This is a genomic window from Halorubrum coriense DSM 10284 (assembly GCF_000337035.1).
In the GTDB taxonomy this organism is placed as follows: Archaea; Halobacteriota; Halobacteria; order Halobacteriales; family Haloferacaceae; genus Halorubrum; species Halorubrum coriense.
Genome location: NZ_AOJL01000060.1, coordinates 353,715 through 376,701 on the forward strand (window position 1 = coordinate 353,715; position 22,987 = coordinate 376,701).

22 protein-coding genes are annotated in these 22,987 nt (G+C 72.1%); 9 read left to right on the plus strand and 13 right to left on the minus strand.

The genetic code is table 11. The features are described from left to right. Nucleotides 1-38 precede the first annotated feature (38 nt). Nucleotides 39-782 (plus strand): DNA polymerase sliding clamp, encoded by a 744-nt coding sequence (locus C464_RS15250; RefSeq protein ID WP_006114658.1) that lies wholly within the window; start codon nt 39-41, stop codon nt 780-782. Between the two features lie 52 nt (nt 783-834). On the opposite strand, the gene C464_RS15255 is transcribed toward C464_RS15250, so the two are convergent. From C464_RS15255 to C464_RS15265, 3 genes are all read right to left on the minus strand, one after another. Beyond that, on the minus strand, nt 835-2,757 hold the full coding sequence (locus tag C464_RS15255; RefSeq protein WP_006114659.1) for a histidine kinase N-terminal 7TM domain-containing protein: 1,923 nt from the start codon (nt 2,755-2,757) through the stop codon (nt 835-837). An 84-nt stretch (nt 2,758-2,841) separates the two neighbouring features. After that, nucleotides 2,842-4,275, minus strand: a complete 1,434-nt coding sequence (locus tag C464_RS15260; protein ID WP_006114660.1) for an MFS transporter — start codon at nt 4,273-4,275, stop codon at nt 2,842-2,844. A gap of 116 nt (nt 4,276-4,391) precedes the next feature. Next, complete coding sequence (locus tag C464_RS15265) at nt 4,392-4,985, minus strand: DUF7474 family protein (protein WP_006114661.1); 594 nt, start codon at nt 4,983-4,985, stop codon at nt 4,392-4,394. A 110-nt stretch (nt 4,986-5,095) separates the two neighbouring features. Here C464_RS15265 and mdh point away from each other — a divergent pair, with 110 nt between their 5' ends. From mdh to C464_RS15280, 3 genes are read left to right on the plus strand one after another with little or no spacing between them, the layout of a single operon-like run. Then, nucleotides 5,096-6,010 (plus strand): malate dehydrogenase, encoded by a 915-nt coding sequence (gene mdh, locus C464_RS15270; protein ID WP_006114662.1) that lies wholly within the window; start codon nt 5,096-5,098, stop codon nt 6,008-6,010. A gap of 58 nt (nt 6,011-6,068) precedes the next feature. After that, nucleotides 6,069-6,257: a DUF7554 family protein gene (locus C464_RS15275; RefSeq protein ID WP_006114663.1), complete on the plus strand. Its 189-nt coding sequence runs from the start codon at nt 6,069-6,071 to the stop codon at nt 6,255-6,257. Nucleotides 6,258-6,270: 13 nt separating this feature from the next. Beyond that, nucleotides 6,271-6,858: a 2'-5' RNA ligase family protein gene (locus C464_RS15280; protein WP_049911232.1), complete on the plus strand. Its 588-nt coding sequence runs from the start codon at nt 6,271-6,273 to the stop codon at nt 6,856-6,858. A gap of 46 nt (nt 6,859-6,904) precedes the next feature. Here the strand turns inward: C464_RS15280 and C464_RS15285 are convergent, their stop codons facing one another. The 4 genes from C464_RS15285 to C464_RS15300 form a co-directional block, all read right to left on the minus strand. Next, nucleotides 6,905-7,612: a class I SAM-dependent methyltransferase gene (locus tag C464_RS15285; RefSeq protein ID WP_006114666.1), complete on the minus strand. Its 708-nt coding sequence runs from the start codon at nt 7,610-7,612 to the stop codon at nt 6,905-6,907. 95 nt (nt 7,613-7,707) lie between these two features. Continuing rightward, complete coding sequence (locus C464_RS15290) at nt 7,708-7,929, minus strand: hypothetical protein (RefSeq protein WP_006114667.1); 222 nt, start codon at nt 7,927-7,929, stop codon at nt 7,708-7,710. 3 nt (nt 7,930-7,932) lie between these two features. Further along, entirely contained in the window at nt 7,933-9,363 is a 1,431-nt protein-coding gene (locus tag C464_RS15295) for a cytochrome P450 (protein ID WP_006114668.1), read from the minus strand. 103 nt (nt 9,364-9,466) lie between these two features. Continuing rightward, nucleotides 9,467-11,080: a methyl-accepting chemotaxis protein gene (locus C464_RS15300; RefSeq protein ID WP_006114669.1), complete on the minus strand. Its 1,614-nt coding sequence runs from the start codon at nt 11,078-11,080 to the stop codon at nt 9,467-9,469. A gap of 136 nt (nt 11,081-11,216) precedes the next feature. Between C464_RS15300 and C464_RS15305 the strand changes: the two genes are divergently transcribed. The 4 genes from C464_RS15305 to C464_RS15320 all read left to right on the plus strand — a co-directional run bounded on the left by C464_RS15305 (nt 11,217) and on the right by C464_RS15320 (nt 16,222). Continuing rightward, a complete protein-coding gene (locus tag C464_RS15305; protein ID WP_006114670.1) occupies nt 11,217-13,007 on the plus strand; it encodes an excinuclease ABC subunit C in 1,791 nt (596 codons plus the stop codon). Nucleotides 13,008-13,637: 630 nt separating this feature from the next. Next, a complete protein-coding gene (locus tag C464_RS15310) occupies nt 13,638-14,045 on the plus strand; it encodes a hypothetical protein (RefSeq protein WP_006114671.1) in 408 nt (135 codons plus the stop codon). Between the two features lie 102 nt (nt 14,046-14,147). Continuing rightward, entirely contained in the window at nt 14,148-14,732 is a 585-nt protein-coding gene (thpR, locus tag C464_RS15315) for an RNA 2',3'-cyclic phosphodiesterase (protein ID WP_006114672.1), read from the plus strand. Between the two features lie 89 nt (nt 14,733-14,821). After that, entirely contained in the window at nt 14,822-16,222 is a 1,401-nt protein-coding gene (locus tag C464_RS15320; protein WP_006114673.1) for a HEAT repeat domain-containing protein, read from the plus strand. A gap of 55 nt (nt 16,223-16,277) precedes the next feature. Here the strand turns inward: C464_RS15320 and C464_RS15325 are convergent, their stop codons facing one another. Together C464_RS15325 and C464_RS15330 are read right to left on the minus strand one after the other, a co-directional pair. After that, nucleotides 16,278-17,108, minus strand: a complete 831-nt coding sequence (locus C464_RS15325; protein WP_006114674.1) for a DUF7504 family protein — start codon at nt 17,106-17,108, stop codon at nt 16,278-16,280. Between the two features lie 93 nt (nt 17,109-17,201). Further along, the gene (locus C464_RS15330; protein WP_006114675.1) at nt 17,202-18,503 is read right to left on the minus strand and encodes a hemolysin family protein; all 1,302 of its coding nucleotides are present in this window, start codon (nt 18,501-18,503) and stop codon (nt 17,202-17,204) included. Nucleotides 18,504-18,675: 172 nt separating this feature from the next. On the opposite strand from C464_RS15330, the gene serA reads away from it, so the two are divergent. Further along, a complete protein-coding gene (gene serA / locus C464_RS15335) occupies nt 18,676-20,280 on the plus strand; it encodes a phosphoglycerate dehydrogenase (protein WP_006114676.1) in 1,605 nt (534 codons plus the stop codon). A gap of 40 nt (nt 20,281-20,320) precedes the next feature. Here serA and C464_RS19690 read toward each other — a convergent pair whose 3' ends face one another. The 4 genes from C464_RS19690 to C464_RS15350 form a co-directional block, all read right to left on the minus strand. Beyond that, on the minus strand, nt 20,321-20,812 hold the full coding sequence (locus tag C464_RS19690) for a sensor histidine kinase (protein ID WP_006114677.1): 492 nt from the start codon (nt 20,810-20,812) through the stop codon (nt 20,321-20,323). Further along, nucleotides 20,779-22,071 (minus strand): histidine kinase N-terminal 7TM domain-containing protein, encoded by a 1,293-nt coding sequence (locus C464_RS19885; RefSeq protein WP_006114678.1) that lies wholly within the window; start codon nt 22,069-22,071, stop codon nt 20,779-20,781. The genes C464_RS19690 and C464_RS19885 overlap by 34 nt, the downstream gene beginning before the upstream one ends. A 136-nt stretch (nt 22,072-22,207) precedes the next feature. Further along, the gene (locus C464_RS15345) at nt 22,208-22,609 is read right to left on the minus strand and encodes a type II toxin-antitoxin system VapC family toxin (protein ID WP_006114679.1); all 402 of its coding nucleotides are present in this window, start codon (nt 22,607-22,609) and stop codon (nt 22,208-22,210) included. Then, entirely contained in the window at nt 22,606-22,932 is a 327-nt protein-coding gene (locus C464_RS15350) for an antitoxin VapB family protein (protein ID WP_006114680.1), read from the minus strand. Before C464_RS15350 ends, C464_RS15345 begins: the two co-directional genes overlap by 4 nt. Nucleotides 22,933-22,987 lie beyond the last annotated feature (55 nt).

The window sequence follows — 22,987 nt, forward strand, 5'->3', positions numbered from 1 at the left end:
GGTGTCTTTTTAGGGGATACCGCCCTAGCCGAACGTATATGTTCAAGGCCATCGTGGGCGCGTCGACGTTTCAGGACGCGCTCGATTCGGTGAGCGTGTTGGTCGACGAGTGTAAGATCCGCCTGAACGAGGAGGAGCTCTCCATCCGCGCCGTCGACCCCGCCAACGTCGGCATGGTCGACCTCACGCTGGAGGCCGCCGCGTTCGAGTCCTACGAGGCCGACGGCGGCGTCATCGGCGTCAACCTCGCCCGACTCGAAGACATCGCCGGCATGGCCAACTCCGGCGACCTGATCCACCTCGAACTCGACGAGGAGACCCGCAAGCTCCACATCGAGATCGACGGCCTCTCCTACACGCTCGCGCTCATCGACCCCGACTCGATCCGGCAGGAGCCGGACATCCCGGACCTCGACCTCGCCTCCGAGATCGTCGTCGAGGGCGCGCAGCTCGACCGCGGGATCAAGGCGGCCGACATGGTCTCCGACCACATCCGCCTCCGCGTCGACGAGACCGACGAGGCGTTCTTCATCGAGGCCGAGGGCGACACCGACGACGTCAACCTCAAGCTCGACCGAGAGGACCTCATCGCGCTCACCGCCGGCCCCGCCGACTCGCTGTTCAGCCTCGACTACCTGAAGGATATGAACAAGGCGATCCCCTCCGACGCCGAGGTCACCGTCGAGCTCGGCGAGGAGTTCCCCGTCAAGCTCCACTACGGTTTCGCCGAGGGGCTGGGGAACGTTACTTTCATGCTTGCGCCGAGAATACAAAGTGACTGAGGGACTGAAGTAGCCGTTTTCGAGCCCGGACCGGACTCGTTTTCTCTCCGCGTCACTCCGCCGCGACGACCGGGATCGACACCGTCACCCGCGTCCCGCGAGGCTCCCGCTCGTCGTACGTCACGTCGGCTCCGACCGCGGCGGCTCCCCACGCGACGACCCACAGGCCCAGCCCCGAGCCGTGTTCGAGGGCAGTCTCTCGCCCCGACTCGACCGCCTCGACCTCGTGGTCGGGGATCCCGGGGCCGTCGTCCGCGACGGTGAGGACGAACCGCGCGTCGCGGTCGGAGTCGCCCTCGTCGCTCCCGCCGCCGCCGTTCCCCCTCTCCGCGCGGCGAAGCGCGAGCCGCACCCACGCGCCGCCGTCGCCGCGCTCGGTCCCCCCGCCGTCGTGGTGGTCGAGCGCGTTCTCCACGGTGTTCTCGACGACCGCGCGGAGCGCGTCCGCTCGGACTCGGGTGACCCACTCGTCGGCGTCGGCTCCGGCGTCACCGGTCGTCCGTTCGTCGGCGGCGGTCGCCGCCCCGCCGTCGGCGGTCGGCGTCTCGGCGCCGGCGGTCGGCGCCTCGCCGTCGATCGCGAGTTCGATCGCCGCGTCCTCGTCGCGCTCGCGGGCGTCCGCGACGACCGAATCGAGGAGTTCGCGGATGTCCGTCGGCGCCGGCTCGCGGTCGGCGAGGAGCCGCTCGACGGTCCCGGCCTTCTCGCCGAGCGCGGCCAGCGCGCCGGCGCGGCGCTCGACCGCGTCGGCCATCTGAACGAGCTCCGGGTCGGCGAGCCGGTCGCGGAGGATCTCGCCGTACCCGTGGACGACGCCGGCGTCGTTGCGCAGGTTGTGCCGCAGAATGCGGTTGAGCACCTCCAGTTGCTGCCGCCGTCGCTCGCGGTCGGTGACGTCGGAGAGGACGAGTGTGTACCCGACGTGGGTCCCGTTGGGGTCGGTCAGCCGGGAGACCGACACCGCGTACGTGCGGCGGCGGGCGGCGTCGGCGGCGTCTATCTCGACCGTCTCGCGGGAGCCGCCGTCCGCGCCGTCGTCGGCGCTCGCCCCGCGGTCGGCCGGATCGCCGCCGGCGTCGTCACCGATCCGGACCGGCAGATCAAGGAAGTCGGCGAGCGGTCGGTCGCGGGCGGTCTCGGCGTCGACGCCCAGCATCGCCTCGGCCGCGGGGTTGAGCCGGACGACCCGGCGGTCGAGCGCGAGCGCGAGGATGGGGTCGCGGAGGTCGTCGAGCGCGGTGCGCTCGGCGGCGCGGCTGGTGGTCGGGTTCCGGTCGAACATCTCCGCGCGGTCGAACGCGTACGCGTCGAGGAGCACGTGCGGAACGAACATGAGCGGCGCGAGCTGGAGCTGCGGGACGGGGCCGAGCCCCAGCGTCCACGCGACCAGGGCGAACCCGGGCGGCAGCGAGCTCAGCGCGACAGCCGCGCTCTCGCGGCGGTACAGCGGCCCGTAGCTGAGCAGCGTGTCGACGAGGAGGAAGACCGCGCTGGCGACGAGGACGGTCTCCGCGGCGACCGTCAGGTACGCCCACGGGCCGAACGCGTACGAGACGGTCTCGACGCCGAAGGCGGGGTCGCGCCCGAAGTCGGTCCAGAACGCGCCGTGGAGCGAGTTCGTGGCGACGAGCGCGGACGAGAGGACGCCGAACCCGACGACCGCCGCGAACAGGCGGCTGCGGACCACGTCGCTCCGGCCCGTGTACTCCAGCGCGAAGCCGAGGAAGGCGACCCCGGTCCAGATCACGCCGAACCACATCGTCGCCTCCAGCGTGGCTCGGAGCGTCGGCTCGGAGACGAGCAGCCCGACTCCGTAAGAGAGACACCACGTCGCCTGCGCGGCGAACACGCCGAGGAACCAGTCGACCCCGGGGCGACCGCGGTGTTCGCGGATCGCCCACGCGAGCGCGAGCGCCCCGACCCCGCCCGCGAACGAGCCGACGGCGGGCCACGCGGGGAGGAAGTCGAGGGCCATTCGTGGAGTACGACGGCGACGGAGGGCGTAAAAGTGTCGTGCGGCGACGGGGGCGACGCCGGTCGGTCACCGATCCCCGACCCGTCACCCGGCTCGGCGGCCGAACGCCGCGGCCACGGGCACGAGGAGGAGCGCGCCGACCAGGAACGGCGACGCGACGGCGACGGTGTAGAGGACGGCCATCAGCGGCGGCCCGACGGTCCGCCCGAGGCTCGACGCGCCCTGCGTCACGCCGAAGGCGGCCCCCTGTTCCGCGTCGTCGGCGGACGAGGAGACGAGCGTCGCCAGCGAGACGTTGACGAGGGCGTTCCCGAGCGAGAGCGCCGCCAGCGCGGCGAGCAGCGCGACCAGCGGAAGCGTGAGCCACTCCGGGCCGCCGAGGGCGACGTCGCCGGCGACGCGGTCGACGACGCCGGTCGCGGGGATCGCGGCGAGCGCCCCGGCGAGGACGACCGATCCGGCGGCGACGAGCGTCCGCGAGGGGACGACCCGCGAGAGCCGCCCGACGAGGACGCCCTGGTTCACCGCGCCGAGGACGCCGACGTACGTGAGCAGCAGCGCCGCTGCCGTCGCGTCGTAGCCGAACGCGTCCGCGACGTACGGGATGAACATCACTTGAACGCCCGCGAACGCGACGGCGACGACGAAGTACGCGACCGTCAGCGGCCGGAGCGCCGCGGAGGCGAGCGCGTCGCGGAACTGACCGATCGCCGTCGTCCGCCGGCCGCCGCGCTCCGCCGCCGGCCGCGTCCGCGTCGGCTCCTGGAGGAAGGCGAATCCGACCGCGACCGCGAGGAGGCTCATCCCCGCCGCCGCGAAGCTCGGCAGGGAGTACGCCGTCGTCGGGACGAACGCCGGGAGGAGCGCGTCGGCGCGGGCGACGACGGTGTCGGCCGCGAGGAGGCCGCCGATGGCCGGGCCGAAGACGAACCCGAGCCCGAACGCGGCCCCGATGAGGCCGAGCGCTCCCGCCCGGCGGTCCCTCGGGGTGATGTCCGCGACGTACGCCTGCGCGGCGGCGATGTTGCCGCCCATCGCGCCGGCCAGCGTCCGGGAGGCGAACAGCGTCGCCAGCGCCGCCGCGGGCCCGAAGCGCGCCCCCGCCGCCCCGGCGTAGCCGAACGCCACCCACGCGACGCCGGCGGCCGCGAGCGACGCGAGGAGAACGGGCCGACGGCCGATCCGGTCGGAGAGCCGCCCGAGCGTGGGTGCGGCGAGGAACTGCGCGAGCGAGTACGACGCCGCGAGGAGCCCGATGAAGGCGTCGCTGACGCCGAAGGACCTGACGTAGAAGGGGAGGATCGGGATGACGATCCCGAAGCCGACCAGGTCGATGAACACGACGCCGATCACCACCGCGAGCGCTCGGCGCGGGTTGTCGACCGCCGAGGGTCGCTCGGGGCCTGCGGGGGCCGTCGAGTCGGCGCCCACGTCCTCGTCGTCGCCGGCTGTGGCGTCGGCGTCCCCGGCCTCGTCGTCGCCGGGCGTCGACGCGGGTCCGGCCTCCGGGTGTGTCACGGTGGGGAGAGATCCCCCGGAAAGTTAAGTTGGCGCTCGGGCGCACCGCCGAGAGCGTGCGTCGGCGCTCCGAGGGGAAGGGTTCCGAGCGAGTCGAGCGTCCGAGCGAGCCGGCGCTACAGGTGTCGCTCGATGACGCGCTTGGCGGCCTGTCCCTTCTCTTTCCAGCCGTATCCCTCGTCGTACACGTGGCGCTTGGCGTCGACGAGCTCCCCGGGCGTCGACTCCTCGAAGCCGCCCCGGTCCCACGCGCCCGACTCGTGGAGCCACTCGATCACGTTCTCGCGCGTCTCGGGCCACGAGAGCCCGACCATCTCGTACCACGCCACCATCGCGAACACCGCGTTGTCGTGACAGCCCGGGACGGAGCCGTGTTCGTAGACGGTGCGCATCGGGTCGCGGGTGGGCTCGGAGACGCGCTCTTTGAACTCCGCCGCGGTGAGCAGGCGGAGCCGATCGCCGTCCTCGACGACGCGCTGGTCGCGGCGGAGCGCGCCGAGCGCCGACTTGTGGAGCCCGCCCCACTGCGCCGGGACCGCGTCCCGCAGCGCCGCCTCCGGAAGGCCGTCGGGCTCCGCGGACAGCACCGACAGGAGGTCGGTGTACGCCTTCTCGACGGTCGGCCAGCTCACGCCCTCGAAGTCGCAGTCGGCGTCGTGAAGGCTGTTCGTCGTCCGACAGCCGGGACACGGGTAGCGGAACGTCGGCACGAGGCGACGCTTCGACGCCGCGGGAGTTAGGGGTTTCGCGACGAGAGGGTCACGGACGTTGCTGCGGTTCCGAAACGTTTACTCGCCGCCCGGTCGCGCATCCACACGGTATGACAAAGGTCAGCGTTATCGGTGCGGCGGGGACCGTCGGAGCCGCGGCCGGCTACAACCTCGCGCTGCGCGACGTGGTCGACGAGCTCGTCTTCGTCGACATTCCGGACCAGCGCGAGACGACGATCGGACAGGCCGCGGACGCGAACCACGGCGTCGCGTACGACTCGAACACGACCGTCCGGCAGGGCGAGTACGAGGACACCGCCGGCTCGGACGTCGTCGTGATCACGGCCGGCATCCCGCGCAAGGAGGGACAGACCCGGATCGACCTCGCCGGCGACAACGCGCCGATCATGGAGGACATCGGCTCCTCCATCGCCGAGCACAACGACGACTTCGTCACCGTCACCACCTCGAACCCGGTCGACCTGCTCAACCGCCACCTCTACGAGGCGGGCGACCGCGACCGCCACAAGGTGGTCGGCTTCGGCGGGCGGCTCGACTCCGCGCGCTTCCGCTACGTCCTCTCGCAGCGCTTCGACGCGCCCGTCCGGAACGTCGAGGCGACGATCCTCGGCGAGCACGGCGACGCGCAGGCGCCCGTCTTCTCGAAGGTGCGCGTGGACGGTCGCGACCCAGCGTTCGACGCCGACGAGAAAGAGCAGATCCTCGCGGACCTCCAGGAGTCCGCGATGGACGTGATCAGCCGGAAGGGCGCGACGCAGTGGGGGCCGGCGACGGGCGTCGCCCACACCGTCGAGGCGATCCTCAACGACACCGGCGAGGTGCTCCCCTGCTCGGTCGTGCTCGACGGCGAGTACGGCTACGACGACACCGCGCTCGGCGTGCCCGCGAAGCTCGGCTCGAACGGCGTCAAGGAGGTCGTCGAGTGGGACCTCGACGAGTACGAGTCCGACCTGCTCGACGAGGCCGCCGAGAAGCTCTCCGAGCAGTACGAGAAGATCGCGTAAGAGCGCGGTCGCCGTCACCACCACCGTCTTTTTATCGCTGCCGCGCGCTCGTCGGGGCATGAACCGCGCCGAGGTCGACACCGACGACCTCCTGAAGGTCGTGTTGCTGCTCGTCGTCGCGTGGCTTCTTCTGGAGATCGTCGAGACCGTCCTCGACATCGCCTCGTGGCTCTTCGACGCGCTCCCGGCGCTGATCGGGGTCGCGCTCGTCGTCGTGATCGCCTTACGGCTCACCGACCGGATCTGAGGCGGTGGGTCCAGTGTTCAGTCTCAACGTGCCGTTACCGACCTCCGTCGACCGTCTCGCGAGCGATCTCCACCCGAAACTCACGGGGTTCGACCGGGTCCGCGACCGCCGCACACTCGTCTGTAAGCGCTTCGGCGTCGACGACGTTCGAAGCGAGGAGCGCGGGAGAGGTGGCGAGCGCCGCGGAGACGGCGAACGCGGAGCGTCTCGGGGGGCCCCGCCCCGGCAGCGGGCGCTCGACCGCGTACGCGAGCGTCTCCGTCGGCCGCTCGCGGCCGCCGATCCCTTCGAAGTCGCCGTGACCGGCGTCGACGTCTTCGACGCGCCGCGGTCGGGGTCGCGGCCGGTATTGTACCTCGCGGTCGAGAGCGACGGACTCGTTCGGCTCCACCGGCGGCTCTGCGCGGCGTTCGGCGTGGTCGAGGGTATCGAGGGCGACGACTACGTGCCGCACGTGACGCTGGCGCGGGGCGGCGACCCCGGACCGGGCGCGGTCGCCGACCTCGTCGCCGCCGAGTTCGACCCGATCCGATGGCGCGTCCACGCGCTCGACGTGTGGGACCCGGAGTACCGGGAGCCGGCCGCGACGATCGACCTGTAGGGCGGCCGGTGGACCCCGCCCGGACCGTGCCCGACGACGGGCGCGATCAGGCCTCCGAGCGGCGGACGCCGCGCAGACAGAGGAACACCGGTTCCCGGGCGGTCCGTTCGTACTCCTCCGGGGCGGCCTCGCGGAACGCCTCGGTCGGCCGCGGCTCCCGGAGGGCGTCGAGGCGGAACCCGGCGTCGAGCAGGGGGCCGACCATCTCGTCGAGCGGCCGCCTGTACAGCGCGGGGCCGACGTCGAACTCCGCCTCCCGGGGCTCGACGTCGAAGTAGTTCGACGCGGCCTCGCGGTTGACTTCCGAGGCGGGGTGACCGACGGAGACCACGAGGAAGCCGCCCGGGCGGAGCACGCGGGCGAACTCCTCGAAGGGGGCGCGCCAGTCTTCGACGTAATCGAGCACGCCCGAGCAGACGACGCCGTCGAAGGCGTCTGCGTCGGCGAACGTCAGGGGTTCAGCGACGTCCGCGCGGTGGACCGACGCGTCGTCGCCGAGGCGGGCGCGCGCCCGCTCGACCATCGCCTCGCTGACGTCGCAGCCGACGACCTCGGCGCCCCGCTCGCCGAGCCACTCGGCGTACCGGCCCGCGCCGCAGCCGGCGTCCAGGACCCGGCGGCCGTCGACCTCGGGGATCAGCGCGGTCGTCGCCGGGAACTCGTGGTGCGCGTTGTGCGGCTGCGCCTCCGCGACGGACTCGTACTCGTCGGCTATCGCGTCGTACGCGTCGGCTATCGCGTCGCGCGAGGGCATCGATCGGTGTTCTCGGCGGCGGGGGTAAAATGGGTTCGAGCCGAACGGTCGGCGAGGGCGCGTCGCGTCGCCCGGCGCTCGACCGGAGGGAGCGACTACGGCTCGTCGACCGCGTCCGGTTCCGCGACCGCGTGGTGCGGTCCCACCGGCCCGTGCGTCGGACAGACGCCGGCGATGGGGGTCGCGTTGAGACAGCAGGCGCGCCGTCCGCTCGCGACGAGACCGCTGGAGAGCGGATCGCCGCACCGGGCGCAGTACACGTCGGCGTCGCCCCCGTCGCTCGCGTCGGTGGGGGTCGCCTCGTCTGCGCTCGCCATCCCTCAGCGCTCGCGGATCCGCATCGGGACCGGGTGGTTCGGATGCATCGTGAGCGAGCCGCGCAGCGAGAGGTCCGGCCCCTCGTAGTCGAGCTCGTACCGCGAGCAGATCTCCGCGAGGATGATCTTCGCCTCCAACAGCGAGAACGCCTTCCCGATACAGTGGCGCGGGCCGCCGCCGAAGGGGAAGAAGGCGAACCGGGGGCGCTCGCTCCGCCGCTGGGGGGCCCAGCGGTCCGGGTCGAACGCGTCGGGGTCGTCGTACCACCGCTCGGACCGGTGGACGACCCACTGCGACACCATCAGCGCGGAGCCCTCGGGGATCCGGTACCCCCCCAGTTTCACGTCGAGCTTCGGCTCGCGGAACAGCGTGTAGACGGGCGGGTAGAGGCGCATCGACTCGTTGAGCACGCGCTCGGTGTACGCCATGTCGCGGACGTCGGCCGCGGTGGGGGAACTGCGACCGCTCCCGGTCGCGTCGTCCGCTGCGCGACCGCTCCCGGTCGCCGCCTCGGCCTCGCGCTCGACCTCGCGGCGGGCCTCGGGGTGGTTCGAGAGCAGGTAGAACGTGTACGTCAGCGCGAGCGCGGTCGTGTCGTGGCCGGCGAGCAGCATCGTCACCAGCTCGTCGCGGAGGTTCTCGTCGGTCTGCTCGCCGCGGTCGCGGGCGCGCAGGAGGACGGAAAGCAGGTCCATCGGCAGGTCCCCGTCGCCGTCTCCGGCGGGGCCGGGCACCGCGACGCCCTCCGAGCCGGCGGGGTCGACGCTCGGGTCGCGCTCCGTGCCCCGGCGGCGGTCGACGATCCCGTCGATCACCGATTCGAGGGTGTCGATCGCGGCGTCGAACTCGCGGTTCTCGCGGGTCGGCACCCAGTTCGGGATCAGGAACCGCCGCGGGTCGGGCTCGAAGCGCGCGCCGAGCGGCTCCAGGTTCTCTTGAACGGTCTTCACCTCCTCGTCGGTGATGTCGGCCCCGAACATCGCCGAGACGATGATCTTCACGGTGAGTCGGGCGACCTCCAGCTGGATGTCGACGACGTCGCCGTCGTTCCAGTCCGCGAGCTGCGACTCGGTGTGCTCGACCATCGTCCCGTCGAGCGCGCCGATCCGGCGGTTGTGGAACGAGGGGTTCGCGAGCTTGCGCTGGCGCTGCCACGTGTCGCCGTCGCTCATGAGGAGGCCGTCGCCGAGCAGCGTGTCCATCGCGTCGTCGCCGAACTGGGGTTTCCGGTAGCGTTCGGCGTCGGCGACGAGCACGCGCTCGATGTCGGCGGGGTTCGTGAGCAGGTACGTCTCGCGGGGACCGAGGTCGAGCCGCACCACGTCGCCGTAGCTGTCGGCGCAGGCGCGCAGGAAGTCGAAGGGGTCGTCGGCGAACTGGCGACCGTTCCCGAAGAGCGGGTCGCCGAGCGGCCCGGGCGGCGTGACGGACATACTATTTCTGGGGGTCGAGCGAGGTTAAACGTTCGGCGGGACCGGGAGGACGGGCGAGCGGAAACCGACGGTGCGGGGCCGGAAGGAGGGGCCGGAGAGAGAGTTACCGGGCGTCCAACTGCTCGACGCGGGCGATCAGCTCGTCGACGGCGGCTTCCTGATCGTCGGTGGCGTCGACGATGCGCTCGGTCGCGTCTTCGGTGCGGTCGGAGCGCTCGCGGACCGCCTCCAGCGACGAGGTGAGCTCCTCGACGGTCGCGGCCTGGTCGTCGGTGGTGCGCGCGACCTCCGCGACGCCCGCGGCCGCCTCGTCGACGGCGTCGGCGATCTCTTCGAGCGAGTCGAGGACCGTCTCGATCTCGGTCCCGGCGTCCTCGATCCGGTCGTGGGAGCGCTCGACGGCGGTCGTGGTCTCTGCGGACTGCGCCTGGAGCTTGTCGAGGCTCTCCGTGATCTCCTCGGTGTAGCCGCGGGTCTCGTCGGCGAGCTTCTTCACCTCCTCGGCGACGACCGCGAAGCCGTCACCACCCTCGCCGGCGCGGGCGGCCTCGATGTTCGCGTTCAGGGCGAGCAGGTTCGTCTGCTCGGCCACGTCGGAGATGACCTCGATGACCTCCTCGATGTCGTCCATGCGCTCGGAGAGCGCGCCGACGCTCTCGACGAGTTCGTCGCCGATCTCGACGACGTCGTCGGTCGCCTCGCGGGCGTCCTCGCTCGCGTCTAACCCCTCGTCGGCGGCGTCGGCGGCCGCGACCGCGGCGGTGTCGACCTCGTCGGCCGTCGCCGCGACCTCCTCCATCCCCGCGGAGAACGACTGCATCTCCGAGACGCTCTCTTCGAGGAGCTCGTTCTGCTCGTCGACGTTCTCGGCGATGTCGGCGGCCGCGGCGCTCGCCTCCTCGACCGTCTCGTCGAGGTCGCGCGCCTTCGCGTGGACGCCCGAAGAGAGCTGGTCGAGGTTGTCGGCCATCCCGTTGACGACGTCGATCACGCGGACCAGCTCGTTGTCGAGGTGTTCGAAGGCGTCGCGCCGGGCGGCCCGGGCGTCGAGGTTCCCCTCGCCGATCGCCTCCGCGGTCTCCCGCACCTCGGACACCAGCTCGCTCGTCGCGTCCCGCTCGTTCACGGTCTCCGTGCGGTCGACGACGACCTCCGTCACGCCGACCAGTTCGCCGTCGTCGCCGTACAGCGCGGTCGCCGTGAACTCGATGTGACGCCTGTCGCCGTGGCGGTCGACCATCGTGCTGGCGTCGCGGTAGCGGTCCCGCGCGGAGTCGCACGGCTCGACGTCGTACGCCTCGTCGGCGTTCTCGGGCGCGTCGAGCACCTTGTCCGCGAGCGTGTCGGCCCGCCGGCCGTCGGGGTAGAACAGCTCGGAGACGTGGCCGTGGCCGACCGCCTCGTCGCGCTCGACGCCGGTGAGCGACACGATCGACTCGTTCCACTCGGCGACGTTGCCGTCGGTGTCGAGGATGAACGTCGGGATGCTCGTGGCGTCGAACACCTGCTCGAAGCCGGCACCCGCGAGGGTTCCCGCGCGGTCGACGCCCGCCTCCTCGGTCACCGTGTGCGCTTCGACGCTCTCGTCGCCCGGAGTCCCGCCGGTCGGTCCGGCGGAATCGGCCCCGTCCTCGACGACGACCCCTCCGTCGGGAACCGAGCGGGAGTCGCCCCCGCGTCCGAGTACCCGCCACAGACGCTCGCGAAGTCCCGTCATAACTACGTCACGCTTTCCCAACCGGCGACATAAACCGCACGTCCCGGGATTCACGTCTGATAATTCGAGTGACCGACGGCGCGGTCGCGGGCCCGCAGCGTTCAATGGCGTCGGGCGGCTACGGCGATCCGAGACGATGGACGCCGACGCGGTGCGCGAGCGGGCCGGAGACCTCCCGACGGAGCCGGGGGTCTACCAGTTCCGGGCGGCCGAGACGACGCTGTACGTCGGGAAGGCGCTCGACCTCCGCGACCGGGTGCGGTCGTACGCGGACCCGCGCTCGGGCCGGATCCGCGGGATGGTCGAGCGCGCGGACCGGATCGAGTTCGCGGTCACTGACACGGAGACGCAGGCGCTGCTCTTGGAGGCGAACCTCATCAAGCGGCTCCGGCCGCGGTACAACGTCCGGCTGAAAGACGACAAGTCGTACCCGCTCGTCGCCTTCTCCGACCACGAGGTGCCGCGGATCGAGGTGACCCGCGACCCCGAGGCGGGCGCGGTCGCGTACGGACCCTTCACCGACGTGGGGCGCGTCGAGACCGTCGTGAAGGCCGTCCGCGACGAGTACCGGCTGCGCGGCTGTTCGGACCACAAGTACGACGGCCGCGAGCGCCCCTGCCTCGACTACGAGATGGGCATCTGCTCGGCCCCGTGTACCGGCGAGATATCCCCGGCGGCGTACGCCGAGGACGTGGCCGCCGCGCGCCGCTTCTTCGAGGGCGAGACGGGCGTCCTCGCGGACCCCCTTCGACGCCGGATGGAGGCCGCGGCCGAGGCGAACGAGTTCGAGCGCGCCGCGAACCTCCGGGACCGCCTCGAGGCGGTCGAGGCGTTCCACGGCGAGGGCGGCGAGGCGGTCAGCGACCGGAGCGACGACCGCACCGTCGACGTGCTGGCGGCCGCGGTGGAGGGCGACACCGCCCGGGTGGCCCGACTCCACAGCGAGCGCGGGCAGCTGGTCGACCGGAGCCGGCACCAGTTGGACGCGGCGGCGGTGGCGGACGCGGCCGGAGCGGAGGACCCCGACGGCGACGCGACCCCCGCCGAGCCCGACGCCAACACCCCGGCGGCCGTCCTCGCGGCGTTCCTCGCGCAGTACTACGCCGAGCGGGAGTTCCCGGACGCGGTCCTCCTCGCCGAGCGGCCCGCCGACCCGGACGTGGTCGACTGGCTGGAGCGCGAGGGCGTCGCGGTCCGGGTCCCGGGCGCGGGCCGCGAGGCGAAGCTCGTCGAGCTCGCGCTGAAGAACGCCCGGAAGCGCGGCGGCCGCGACGACCCCGTGGGCGCGCTCGGCGACCGGCTCGGGGTCCCCCGCCCCGAGCGCGTCGAGGGGTTCGACGTGAGCCACGCGCAGGGGACCGCCGTGGTCGGCTCCGACGTGTGCTTCGTCGACGGCAGCGCGGAGACCGCCGACTACCGGCGGAAGAAGCTCACCGAGCGCAACGACGACTACGCGAACATGCGCGAGCTGATCCGGTGGCGCGCCGAGCGCGCGCTCGCCGGCGAGGACGACCGCCCCGACCCGGACCTCCTCCTCATCGACGGCGGCGACGGGCAACTGGGGGCCGCCCGCGACGCGCTCGCGGAGACCGGGTGGGACGTGCCCGCCGTCGCGCTCGCGAAGGCGGAGGAGCTGGTCGTCACCCCGACCGGGACCCGGCGCTGGGACGACGACGCGCCCGAGCTCCACCTGCTCCAGCGCGTGCGCGACGAGGCGCACCGCTTCGCCGTCTCCTACCACCAGACCGTCCGCGACGAGGTCAAGACGGTCCTCGACGACGTGCCGGGGGTCGGTCCCGAGACGCGCCGCCGGCTCCTCCGGCGGTTCGGCTCGGTCGAGAACGTCCGCGACGCCTCCCGCGGCGACCTCACCGACGTCGACGGCGTCGGCGACGCGACCGCCGACACGCTCCGCGAACGGTTATAAATGGACGAGGCGGTGCGGTGGCGCGTGCCTGCGAGGCCGCCTCGCGGCCGAGCAGCACGCGCGAGGGACGCCGCGAACGCCCGCAGGGCGTGAGCGGCGAGGCTGGGGAGGAGTGAGGCGCGGTTGCGGTGCTGTGCCAGGCGGGACACAAAGGGGCAGCCGGGAGGCGGGCGCAGGCGTTCACGAGAGCGAAGCCCTCGTGAGCCAATCAGAACGCAAAGCGTTCTGATGACGACGTAAGCACTAGAAGGAGCGAGCGAAGCGAGCGACTGAAGCGCGTGGTTCGAGAGAGCTCCGCTCTCTCGTCATCACGAGACGCCGAAGGCGTCTCGAACGACAGCGAGCGTGCGNGACTGAAGCGCGTGGTTCGAGAGAGCTCCGCTCTCTCGTCATCACGAGACGCCGAAGGCGTCTCGAACGACAGCGAGCGTGCGCCCGCCTCCCGGCTGGGGCTTTGGAGGTAGTCTCCGTCGATCCTCGGTTACTTGCTTCGGCTCGGTGAGATCCTGTTAGTTGGACGCGTTCTCGCCTGAGACAGCTAATCACCGACTGGTAGAGACGGGACAGTTCGGGGACCGACACGCACCCTCCGCGAGTGGGTTTTTATTCACTCGAAAACGGACAGAGACGATGCCCTCCACTCGCCGCGGGTTCGCGTGCGTTGCCGCCGCCCTCGCCGTCGGGATGGGCGGTTGTAGCGGTCGGCTGGATACCGAACGACTACGGACGGTACACCTCGATCTGTCGAATCAGACGGAGACGTCTCTCACGTTTCACTTCGTGTTGGAGTCGGAGGGAGGCCTCGGTCGATGGCGGAAGTTCGCCCTCGACGCCGGCGATCGCCGTCAGGTCAGCTTCCAGCCGGAGAGCGACAGAAGGTGGTCCGGGTACCACGCCGTAGCGGGCGACAGACAGGTGTCCGGATCGCTTCTCGGTCAGGGTGACGAGCGGTCGTGTCTTCAGCACGACTACGAGATATGCGACGACGAGGTCGCGGCGATGCTGTCGACGGAGCAGCCGTTGTGCCAAGACGAATAGGAACCCCGGTACCGAGCCGTCAGAGGCGGGGGACAGCAATCGCCTCGGAGTTCGAACCGAGTCACGAATTTATAAACGAACGCGATCGATCCGTATCCGACCATGCGAGCGTTCTTCGCCGTCGACCTCCCGGACTCGCTCGCGCCGGCTGTCGCGGACGCGCAGGCCCCCTTCGCGGACGCGCCCGGCGTCAACCCGGTCGATCCCGAACAGGCGCACGTGACGCTGAAGTTCCTCGTCGATATCGGCGAAGGGGACGAGGACGACCCCGGAGACGCCCCCACCGTCGACGACGCCATCGCCGCCGGCGAGCGCGCCGTCGACCGCGCCGCCGTCGGCCCGTTTACCTGTACCGTCGCCGGCCGCGGCGTCTTCCCGGACCGCGAGTACGTCTCGGTCGTCTGGGCCGGCGTCGACCGCGGCGGCGACGACCTCGCGGCGCTCCGCGAGGCGCTCGAAGCGGAGACGACCGCGCTCGGCGTCGATCCAGCCGACCACGCCTTCACGCCGCACGTGACGCTGGCGCGGGTGGAGAACGCGACCGGGGCCGACGCGGTCCGAGACGCGCTCGACGGCGAGGGGCCCGAAGTCGGGTCGTTCTCAGTCGACGAGATTCGGCTCGTCGAGTCGACGCTCACCGCGTCCGGGCCGGAGTACGACGTAGTTCGGGAGTTCGGACTGAAGTAATGCGACGCCGGCCGTGCGTCGTGTCCGTTTCTCACTAGTGATATCCGAAGGCGTACGTTTAACCTACCGGATCGGTGAGAAGTGTACAGATGGGCGACAGGTCGCGACCGGGCAGAGCCGAGGGATCGGCGGAGAGCGGCAGCGCCGGGCGCGACGGGCGGCCGGCCGACGGCGATCCCCCGGCGTTGGCGCGGCTCGACCGGCGGTTCGAGGCGTCGACGCGGCGCGAGGCGGCCGAGGCGCTCGGCAACCCGTCCAGTTCGATGAGCGCCGCCGCGGGCAGGATCGTGGAGGGGCTGTTCGAGGCGGCGCTCGGCGACCCCGATGAGGCCGTCCGGGCGGCGGCGATCGAGTCGCTGTACTTCCACGGCGACGACCACGTCGACCGACTGGCGCGGCGGATCGCCGAGCGGCGGGGCGGCGACGACGCCGGGGACGGGGCCAGGGAGGCGGGCCGCGGCGCCGCGGAGACGTTCTCGCGGTGGCTGGAGCACGACCGGGCCGCGTATCGGATGCTGGGGGCGACCGGGCTGTCGGCCGTCGGCGACGAGGACGCCGCGCCTCGGCTCCGCGAGGCGTTCGACGACGGCGACGCGCGGGTCCGCGCTCGGGCCGTCAGGGGGTACGCGCGGGTCGGCGGGGAGGCGGTCGAGGCGGTCCGGCCCCTCGTGAACGCGCGGAACGACCTCGTGCGCGGCGCGGCGGTCGACGCGCTCGTCGCGATGGACAGCGACGACGCGGTCGAACTGCTCGCGCGCGCGGCGCGGCGCGGCAACGAGCGACTCAGGCTCACCGTCGTGCGTCGGCTCGGGGCGCTCGACCGACGGGACGCGACGGGCGTGTTGCTCGGCTCGCTGCGGGACCCCTCGGAGTCGGTTCGCCGAGCGGCCGCGCGGTCCGTCGCCGGAGTGATCGCCGGGGCGGACGCCGTCCCGGCGGGCGACGTCCGCGACCGGCTCCTCGCCGAGCGACCCTTCGAGGCCGACGGGCTGCTCGCGGTTTTCCGGGCGGTCGCCGCGGAGCGAGCCGAGGGGGACCGGACGGGAGCGTCCGCCGGCGCGGCGGCGGGCTCGCGAGGACGCGTCGACGCCGAGACCGAGCGGTACGCGGCGTGGCTGTACTGCGAACTCCTCGAAGCCGCGGACCCGACCGCGGCCGACCGGTCGACCGCGGTCGAGTGGCTGATCGACGCGCTCGACCACCGTGACCGACTGGTGGCGGACCTCGCCGCGGCGTACCTGCCGCGGATCGCCTCGGCGGACGCGGCGGCGGATCGAGGCGACGGGGGCGAGCCCCCGCTCGGCGTCGACGTCGAGCGGAACCTCCGCGCGCTCGCGAGCGACGAGACCGCCTCGGAGGCCGCGCGGGAGCGCGCCAGAGCGGTGTTGCGCCGGTTCAAACGGGCGGTCGTCGAGGCGGCCGCGGACCGGGACGTGGAGTACGTCTACGTCCGCTGGCCGGCGGACTACACGGAGAGCTACAACGAGTGAGACGCGGCTACGACGAGTGACTGGGCGCGACGGAACCGAGGGGGCGTGCCCGCGGTCACGGCCGGCGAACGAATCGCCCGTCGTCGACCGCGACCGTCAGATCGATCGTGTCGTCGAGGAGGTTCAGCACGGTGGCGACGTTGCGGTCCGCGTCGGCGTCGACGTACAGCTGTAAGACGCCCCCGGCGTCGTCGAGGCGCGCGGCGAGCATGCGGACGAACGCCACCGCCCGTTCGACGTCGAAAGAGGCGACGATCTGGTGGAAGACGCTCACCTCCAGCGAGACGCGCTCGCCGGGCTCGCGGTTGTCGTCGAGGATCCGCGAGACGGTCTCGCCGACCTCGGCCGGGGAGAGCCGCGGGTCGAGCTCGACCATCTCGACGTTGCGGCCCTCGAAGTCGACGTCGGCCGTCGCCTCGAAGTCGTACTCGCCGGTGCTGACGATCACCGCCCGTCGGGGCCACGCGTCGAGGGCCTCGTCGAGCGCGCGCACCAGTCGCTCCGGCGTGGGAGTCACGGCCACCACGAGCCCCGCGGCGTCGTGGAAGTGCGTCCGGAGCGCGTCGGCCTCGTCGCCGGCCGCCGACGCGTCGACGCGGACCACCCCGTCCCAGTCGACTCGCTCGGCCACGTGCGCCCCGTCGGCGATCCGGTCGGTCACGTGTCCGTGGAGGTGACGCTTGAACTCGGCGACGACACCGTCGCCGTCGTAGGCGGTCTTGGCCGCGGCGCAGTACGGGCAGTCCCAGCTCACGCGGAAGTCGGACGTCGAGAGCGCGTCGGAGTGGTGCGCGAGCAGGTGCGAGCCGGTCACGTCGGCCATCTCCGAGCGGTCCCGCGTCCACGCGACGAACCCGCACCGGTCACACGTCCAGCGGCTCACCATTATCGAGAACGTTTCCCAAGATCCGTCGGAGGTACATGTATGTTGTGTTATGTGTAGTCCGCCGCCGCGCGCGCGTCGACGCGCCGGCGCGGATCACGCCGCGTCGACCCCCTCGCGGTCGGTCGTCTCGGCCGCGGCGAACCCGTCCTCGTCGGCGTGTTCGACCCGCACGCGGGTGACCCGGGTCGCGGTCGCGCCGGTGACGGCGAGCGTGACGGCGCCGACCGCGACGCGGTCGCCCTCCCTCGGGAGTCGGCCGAGCTGACGGGTGACGAGCCCCGCGACCGTCTCGGCGCCCGCGTCCGCGGGCAGCGAGAGCCCGAGCGTCTCGTTGAGGTGGGCGACCGTCGTCCACCCCCGGACGACGGCGGCGTCGGACGCGACGACGTCGACCGCGTCCGTCTCCCACCGCCCGACCAGCTCGCCGACGACCTCCTCGAAGAGGTCCTCCAAGGTCGCGATGCCGACGACCGCGCCGTGTTCGTCGACGACGACGACCAGCCGCGCCTCGGTCGCGCGCATCTCCGCGAACAGCTCGTCGAGCGGCTTCGTCTCGGGGACGAACGCCGGCTCGCTGAGCGCGCTCGCGAGGTCCGCACCCGACTCGTCCGCGCGGATCGCGTCGCGGACGTCGAGGATGCCGACCACGTCGTCGCGGTTCTCACCGTAGACGGGCATCCGAGTGACGCCCTCGCTCGCGGCGCGCGAGAGCGCGTCCGCCGGCGTCGCCGTGCTCGGGAGCGCGACCACGTCGGTCCGGGGGACCATCACCGCGGCGACGGTGGTGGTCTCCAGATCGAGGACGCCGCGGATCATCGCGCCCTCGTCCGGGTCGAGCGCGCCCGCCGCCTCGCCGGAGCGCACGAGCGTCGCGATCTCCTCGCGCGTGAGGTACGACTCGATGTCCGACTCGCCGCCGGTGAATCGGTTGACGACGCCCGAGAGCGCCTCGAACACGTACAGGACGGGCCGGAGGACGCGCTGGATCGCGACGACGGGCCGGGAGACGCGGAGCGCGTGCGCCTCGGCGTTGGCGACCGCGTACGACTTCGGCGCGATCTCGCCGAACACGATGACGAACACCGAGGTGACGAGCGTCGACCCCGTGGCCGCCTGCCCGCCGGAGAAGCCGAACCGGACGAACACCGCGGTCGCGACCGACGCGGCGGCGATGTTGGCGACGTTGTTGCTCACCAGCGCCGTGACGAGGAAGCGGTGCGAGTCGTCGCGCAGCGCGGACAGCGCCCGAGCGCCCGGGGCGTCGGTCGCGACGAGCGAATCGATCCGGTGGGCCGGCACGGAGAACACCGCGAGCTCCGAACTGGAGAAGAAGGCGCTCACCCCGGTCAACGCGACGATTGCGCCGACGCCGACGAACGCGATCGTGAAGTCCATGCGCGGAACGTACGGCCCCATATAAAAGGGAGTACCGACGGCAAGGATACCCACGAACGCGCATTCTCCAGTCGAAACGAGGGGGATCGATATCCACGAGCGCGGATCCGATCGGGTGGCAAAACGGCGCGGTGAGGAAAGCGTTAACCCCGCGCCGCGGGTGCCTTTCCACATGAAGGTACTCGTGACCGACCCCATCGCGGACGCGGGGTTGGACCGACTCCGAGACGCCGGCCACGACGTCGTCATCGACTACGAGGCCGAGGGGGAGGCGCTGCTCGACGCGGTCTCCGACGCCAACGCGCTGATCGTTCGGTCGGGGACCGACGTGAACGAGGCCGTCTTCGACGCCGCCGCCGACCTCGTCATCGTCGGCCGCGCGGGCATCGGCGTCGACAACATCGACATCGAGGCCGCGACCGACCACGGCGTCATCGTCGCGAACGCGCCCGAGGGGAACGTCCGCGCCGCCGCCGAGCACACCGTCGCGATGACGTTCGCCGTCGCGCGCTCGATCCCGCAGGCGCACGGCCGCCTGATCGGCGGGGAGTGGGCCAAAGGCGAGTTCCTCGGCACCGAAGTGAACAACAAGACGCTCACCATCGTCGGCCTCGGCCGCGTCGGGCAGGAGGTCGCCAAGCGGCTCGACTCGCTCGGGATGGACCTCGTCGTCTACGACCCGTACATCTCCGAGGAGCGCGCGGACCGGATGGGCGCGGAGCTCGTCGAGGACCTCCACGACGCGCTCGCGGCGGGCGACTTCGCGACGATCCACACCCCCCTCCTCCCCGAGACGGAGGGGATGATCGGCGAGGACGAACTGGCCCAGCTCGAGGGCGGCTACCTCGTCAACTGCGCCCGCGGCGGCATCGTCGACGAGGACGCGCTCGCCGAGGCGGTCGAGGACGGCGTCCTCGCGGGCGCGGCGCTCGACTCCTTCGCCGAGGAGCCGCTTCCGAAGGACTCGCCGCTGCTCGACGTCGAGGAGATCGTCTTGACCCCGCACCTCGGCGCGTCGACGGAGGCCGCCCAAGAGAACGTCGCGGTCGACACCGCCGAGGCCGTCCTCGCGGCGTTCGAGGACGAGCCGGTCCTGACCGCGCTCAACGCGCCCTCGGTCGACGAGAGCGCCTTCCCGCGGATCGAGCCGTACATCGACGTGGCGGAGACCGCCGGCAAGGTGGCCGCGCAGCTGCTCGACGGCCGGATCACCGAGGTCGAGGCGACCTACGAGGGCGACATCGCCGCGGAGGACGTCGACCTCGTCACCGCGAGCGCGCTGAAGGGCGTCTTCGAGCCGCTGGAGTGGCAGGTGAACGCGGTGAACGCGCCGCGGCTCGCCGAGGAGCGCGGCATCGAGGTGACCGAGTCGAAGACCCGGCAGACCGACGACTTCCAGAGCCTCGTCCGCGTCACCGTCCGCAACGGCGACGGCGAGATCTCGGTCGAGGGGACGCTGTTCGCCGGCGAGGACGCCCGCATCGTCCGGATCGACGGGTTCCGCGTCGACGCAGTCCCGTACGGCCACATGCTCGTCGCGCGCAACACCGACGAGCCGGGCGTCATCGGGCTCATCGGGACCGTCCTCGGCGACCACGACGTGAACATCGCCGGGATGTTCAACGGCCGCGAGACGCAGGGCGGGGAGGCCCTCACCGTCTACAACCTCGACTCGGCCGTCCCCGACGCCGCAATCGAGGAGCTGCTCGCGGACGACCGCGTCGTCGAGATCACCGAGATCACCCTGGACGGCGCCGACGGGCGCGCCGACGAGTAACGCGGGGACGAACCGGTGGGGCGGACCGTCGCCGAGCGGGCTACGACTCCGGCGCGGGCGGTTCCGAGACCGTGACGAGCGCGTCGGCGTCGGCGATCACGGGCGACGCGACGGCCTCGGCCGGCCGATCGCCGAAGGCGACGACGAACGCCGCGCCGTCGCCGACCGCCGTGGCCGAAGCACGGGCTTCTCCTTCTGCGGTCCCGCGGCCCGGGCCGACGCCGACGGTCCACCCGTGCGACGCGGCGAGCGTCGCGACGGACGCGAGACCGATCCCGGTCCCCGCGTCCGCGGTCGTGTAGCCGCGGTCGAACACCCGGTCGCGCTCCGCCGGCGGGACTCCGGGCCCGTCGTCGACGACCGCGAACCCCCCGTCGAGCGCGACGGCCGCGACGGCCGGGTCGGTCCCGGCGTGGACCGCCGCGTTTCGGAAGAGGTTCTCCAAGACGCTCCGAACCGCGGTCTCGTCCGCGACGAACGACTCGTCTCCCGCGACCGTCAGCGTCGCGTCCGGCTGTCGGCGGTCCGCCACGCGTCCTCGGCCGCCGTCGCGAACGAGAACGACTCGGCGTCGGCGTGGGGGTCCGGGTGGTCGACGGCCGCGAGCGTCTCGTCGACGATCTCGAATATCCGGTCGTGAGCGCTCTCGACCCGCTCGATAGCCGCCTCGTCGCCGGCGCTCGCGAGCTCCGTGAACCCGTCCGCGACCGTCAGCGGGTTCTTGATGTCGTGTGCCAGCGCGTGCGTCAGCGTCTGGAGCCGGTCGTTCGCCACTTCGAGGTCCCGGCGGTTCCGCTCCGACTCCGTGACGTCCCGCAGGAGCAGCACCGTCCCCTGCGAGCGGTTGCCGAGCGACGGGAGCGAGACGGCCGAGAGCGAGACGAAGCGGGGCGCGCCGGCGACGTCGACGCGGAGGGGTTCGTCGGGGGCCTCCCCGCGCCGGTACGCGGCGCGGACCTCCGGGGCGTCCGCGAGCGCGTCCGCGACCGGGACGCCGACCGCGACGCCCTCGCCGAGCCACGCGCGGGCCGCCGGGTTCGCGTCCGCGATCCGACCGCTCCGGTCGACGACGACGATCGGGTCGGGGACCGCCTCCAGGGTCACTCGGCGGGCGACCGGCGTCACGCTCAGCGTCCGCCCCCGCCGGACCGCGACCGTGAAGGCGACGCCCGTGAGCACGAACAGGAGCTCCGGGCGGAACGCCGGGCCGCCCCCGAGGACGACGAACTGCGCGATCCACGGCGCGCCGGAGCCGACGAGCAGCAGTCCCGCGGACGCGCGGAACGCGGGCGCCGAGTCGTACACGCCGTACGCGAGCGTCGCGAACGTCGCGACGAGCAGGACCTGCGAGTAGAGCCAGCCGGCCCACCACGCCGGCCCGAGCTCCCGGACGAGCACCGTCCCCGAGCCGAACGCGACGAGGTCGGTCCCGGTCCGGACCAGCCCGTGGAGGTCGTTCGTCCAGCTCAGCAGGGTCAACGCGGCGAGCGGGGCGATCAGCGCGAGCAGTCGCCGCCGCGAGATCCACGCGTCGTAGCCGAGGTACGCCGCGACGAACGCGAAGGCGGCGACCGGGACGACGGCGGTCGCGGGGTACTGGACGTTGAGCCAGAACAGCTTCCCGGCCGCCGTCGTCGCGACGGCCTCGCCGAACAGCCCCGCGGACCACCAAGCGATCGCGCTCAAGAACGCGACCGCGGCGGGGCCGCCCGGCTCGTCGCGGGACTCGAACGCGACGGCGGTCGCACCGACCGCCACGACCGCGGCGAGCGCGGCGAGCGGTGCGGTCATCGAGACGTCTATCAACTCGTTTCTTCCTCAACAGTTCACTATTTAATACAAACTGTCGGGGCGACAGGTACGGCTATCGGTGACCGCGTGCGCTGAGGTCGCTGAGAGCGACAACGACGGGACGCACGACCGCCGCTCAGTACGTGTCGACCGAGACGAACGGCTCGAAGTCGTCCGCGTTTCGGGTGACGACGGTCATCCCCTCGGCGTCGGCGACCCCGGCGATCAGCAGGTCCGCGGTGGCGGCGTCGACGGCCCGTCTCGTGTGGTCGTCCGAGCGGTACAGCGAGGCCTCGAAAGCGCTCGCGGCGAGGGCGTGGTCGGCCGCGATCGGCACGACGTCGAGCCACTCGAACGCGGCCGCGAGACGCGCCGGGTTGAACTCGTCGTCGAGGCGGAGACCGACCGCGACCTCCTTGTAGTTCATCGCGGTCGTCGCGAACTCGGCTTCCTCGTGTGACTCGAGGAACCGGCGAACGCCGTCGTCACCGGCGAGGTAATCGATCAGAAACGTGGTGTCGAGCAGGTACCGAGTCACGCCGACTCCCCGGTGTCGCCGTCGCCGTCGTCGGTGTCAGTGCCGTCGTCCGACCGACCGCAGTCGTCCGGGTCAGCCAACCGATCGATCGCCGCAGTCTGCCGGTCGCCCGCCGACTCGTCGAAGCGCTCTCGCGAGGCGGCCGCGCCCTCCCGAAGCGAGTCGGCCGCCTCGGGCGACAGCGAGCCGAACCCCTCGCGCCAGCCGCCCTCGCTCTCGTCGATCAGCCGGTCGATGAGGTCGGTAAAGCTCTCGTCGTCGCGCTTCCGAGCGCGGAGGCGCTCGTACACCTCCTCGCGCACGCCGATCGTCTTGGTTGGCATCTCGTTTGTGTATGTGTTTGTGCGTGTAAAAATGGTCGAGAACGGTGCGGATCGA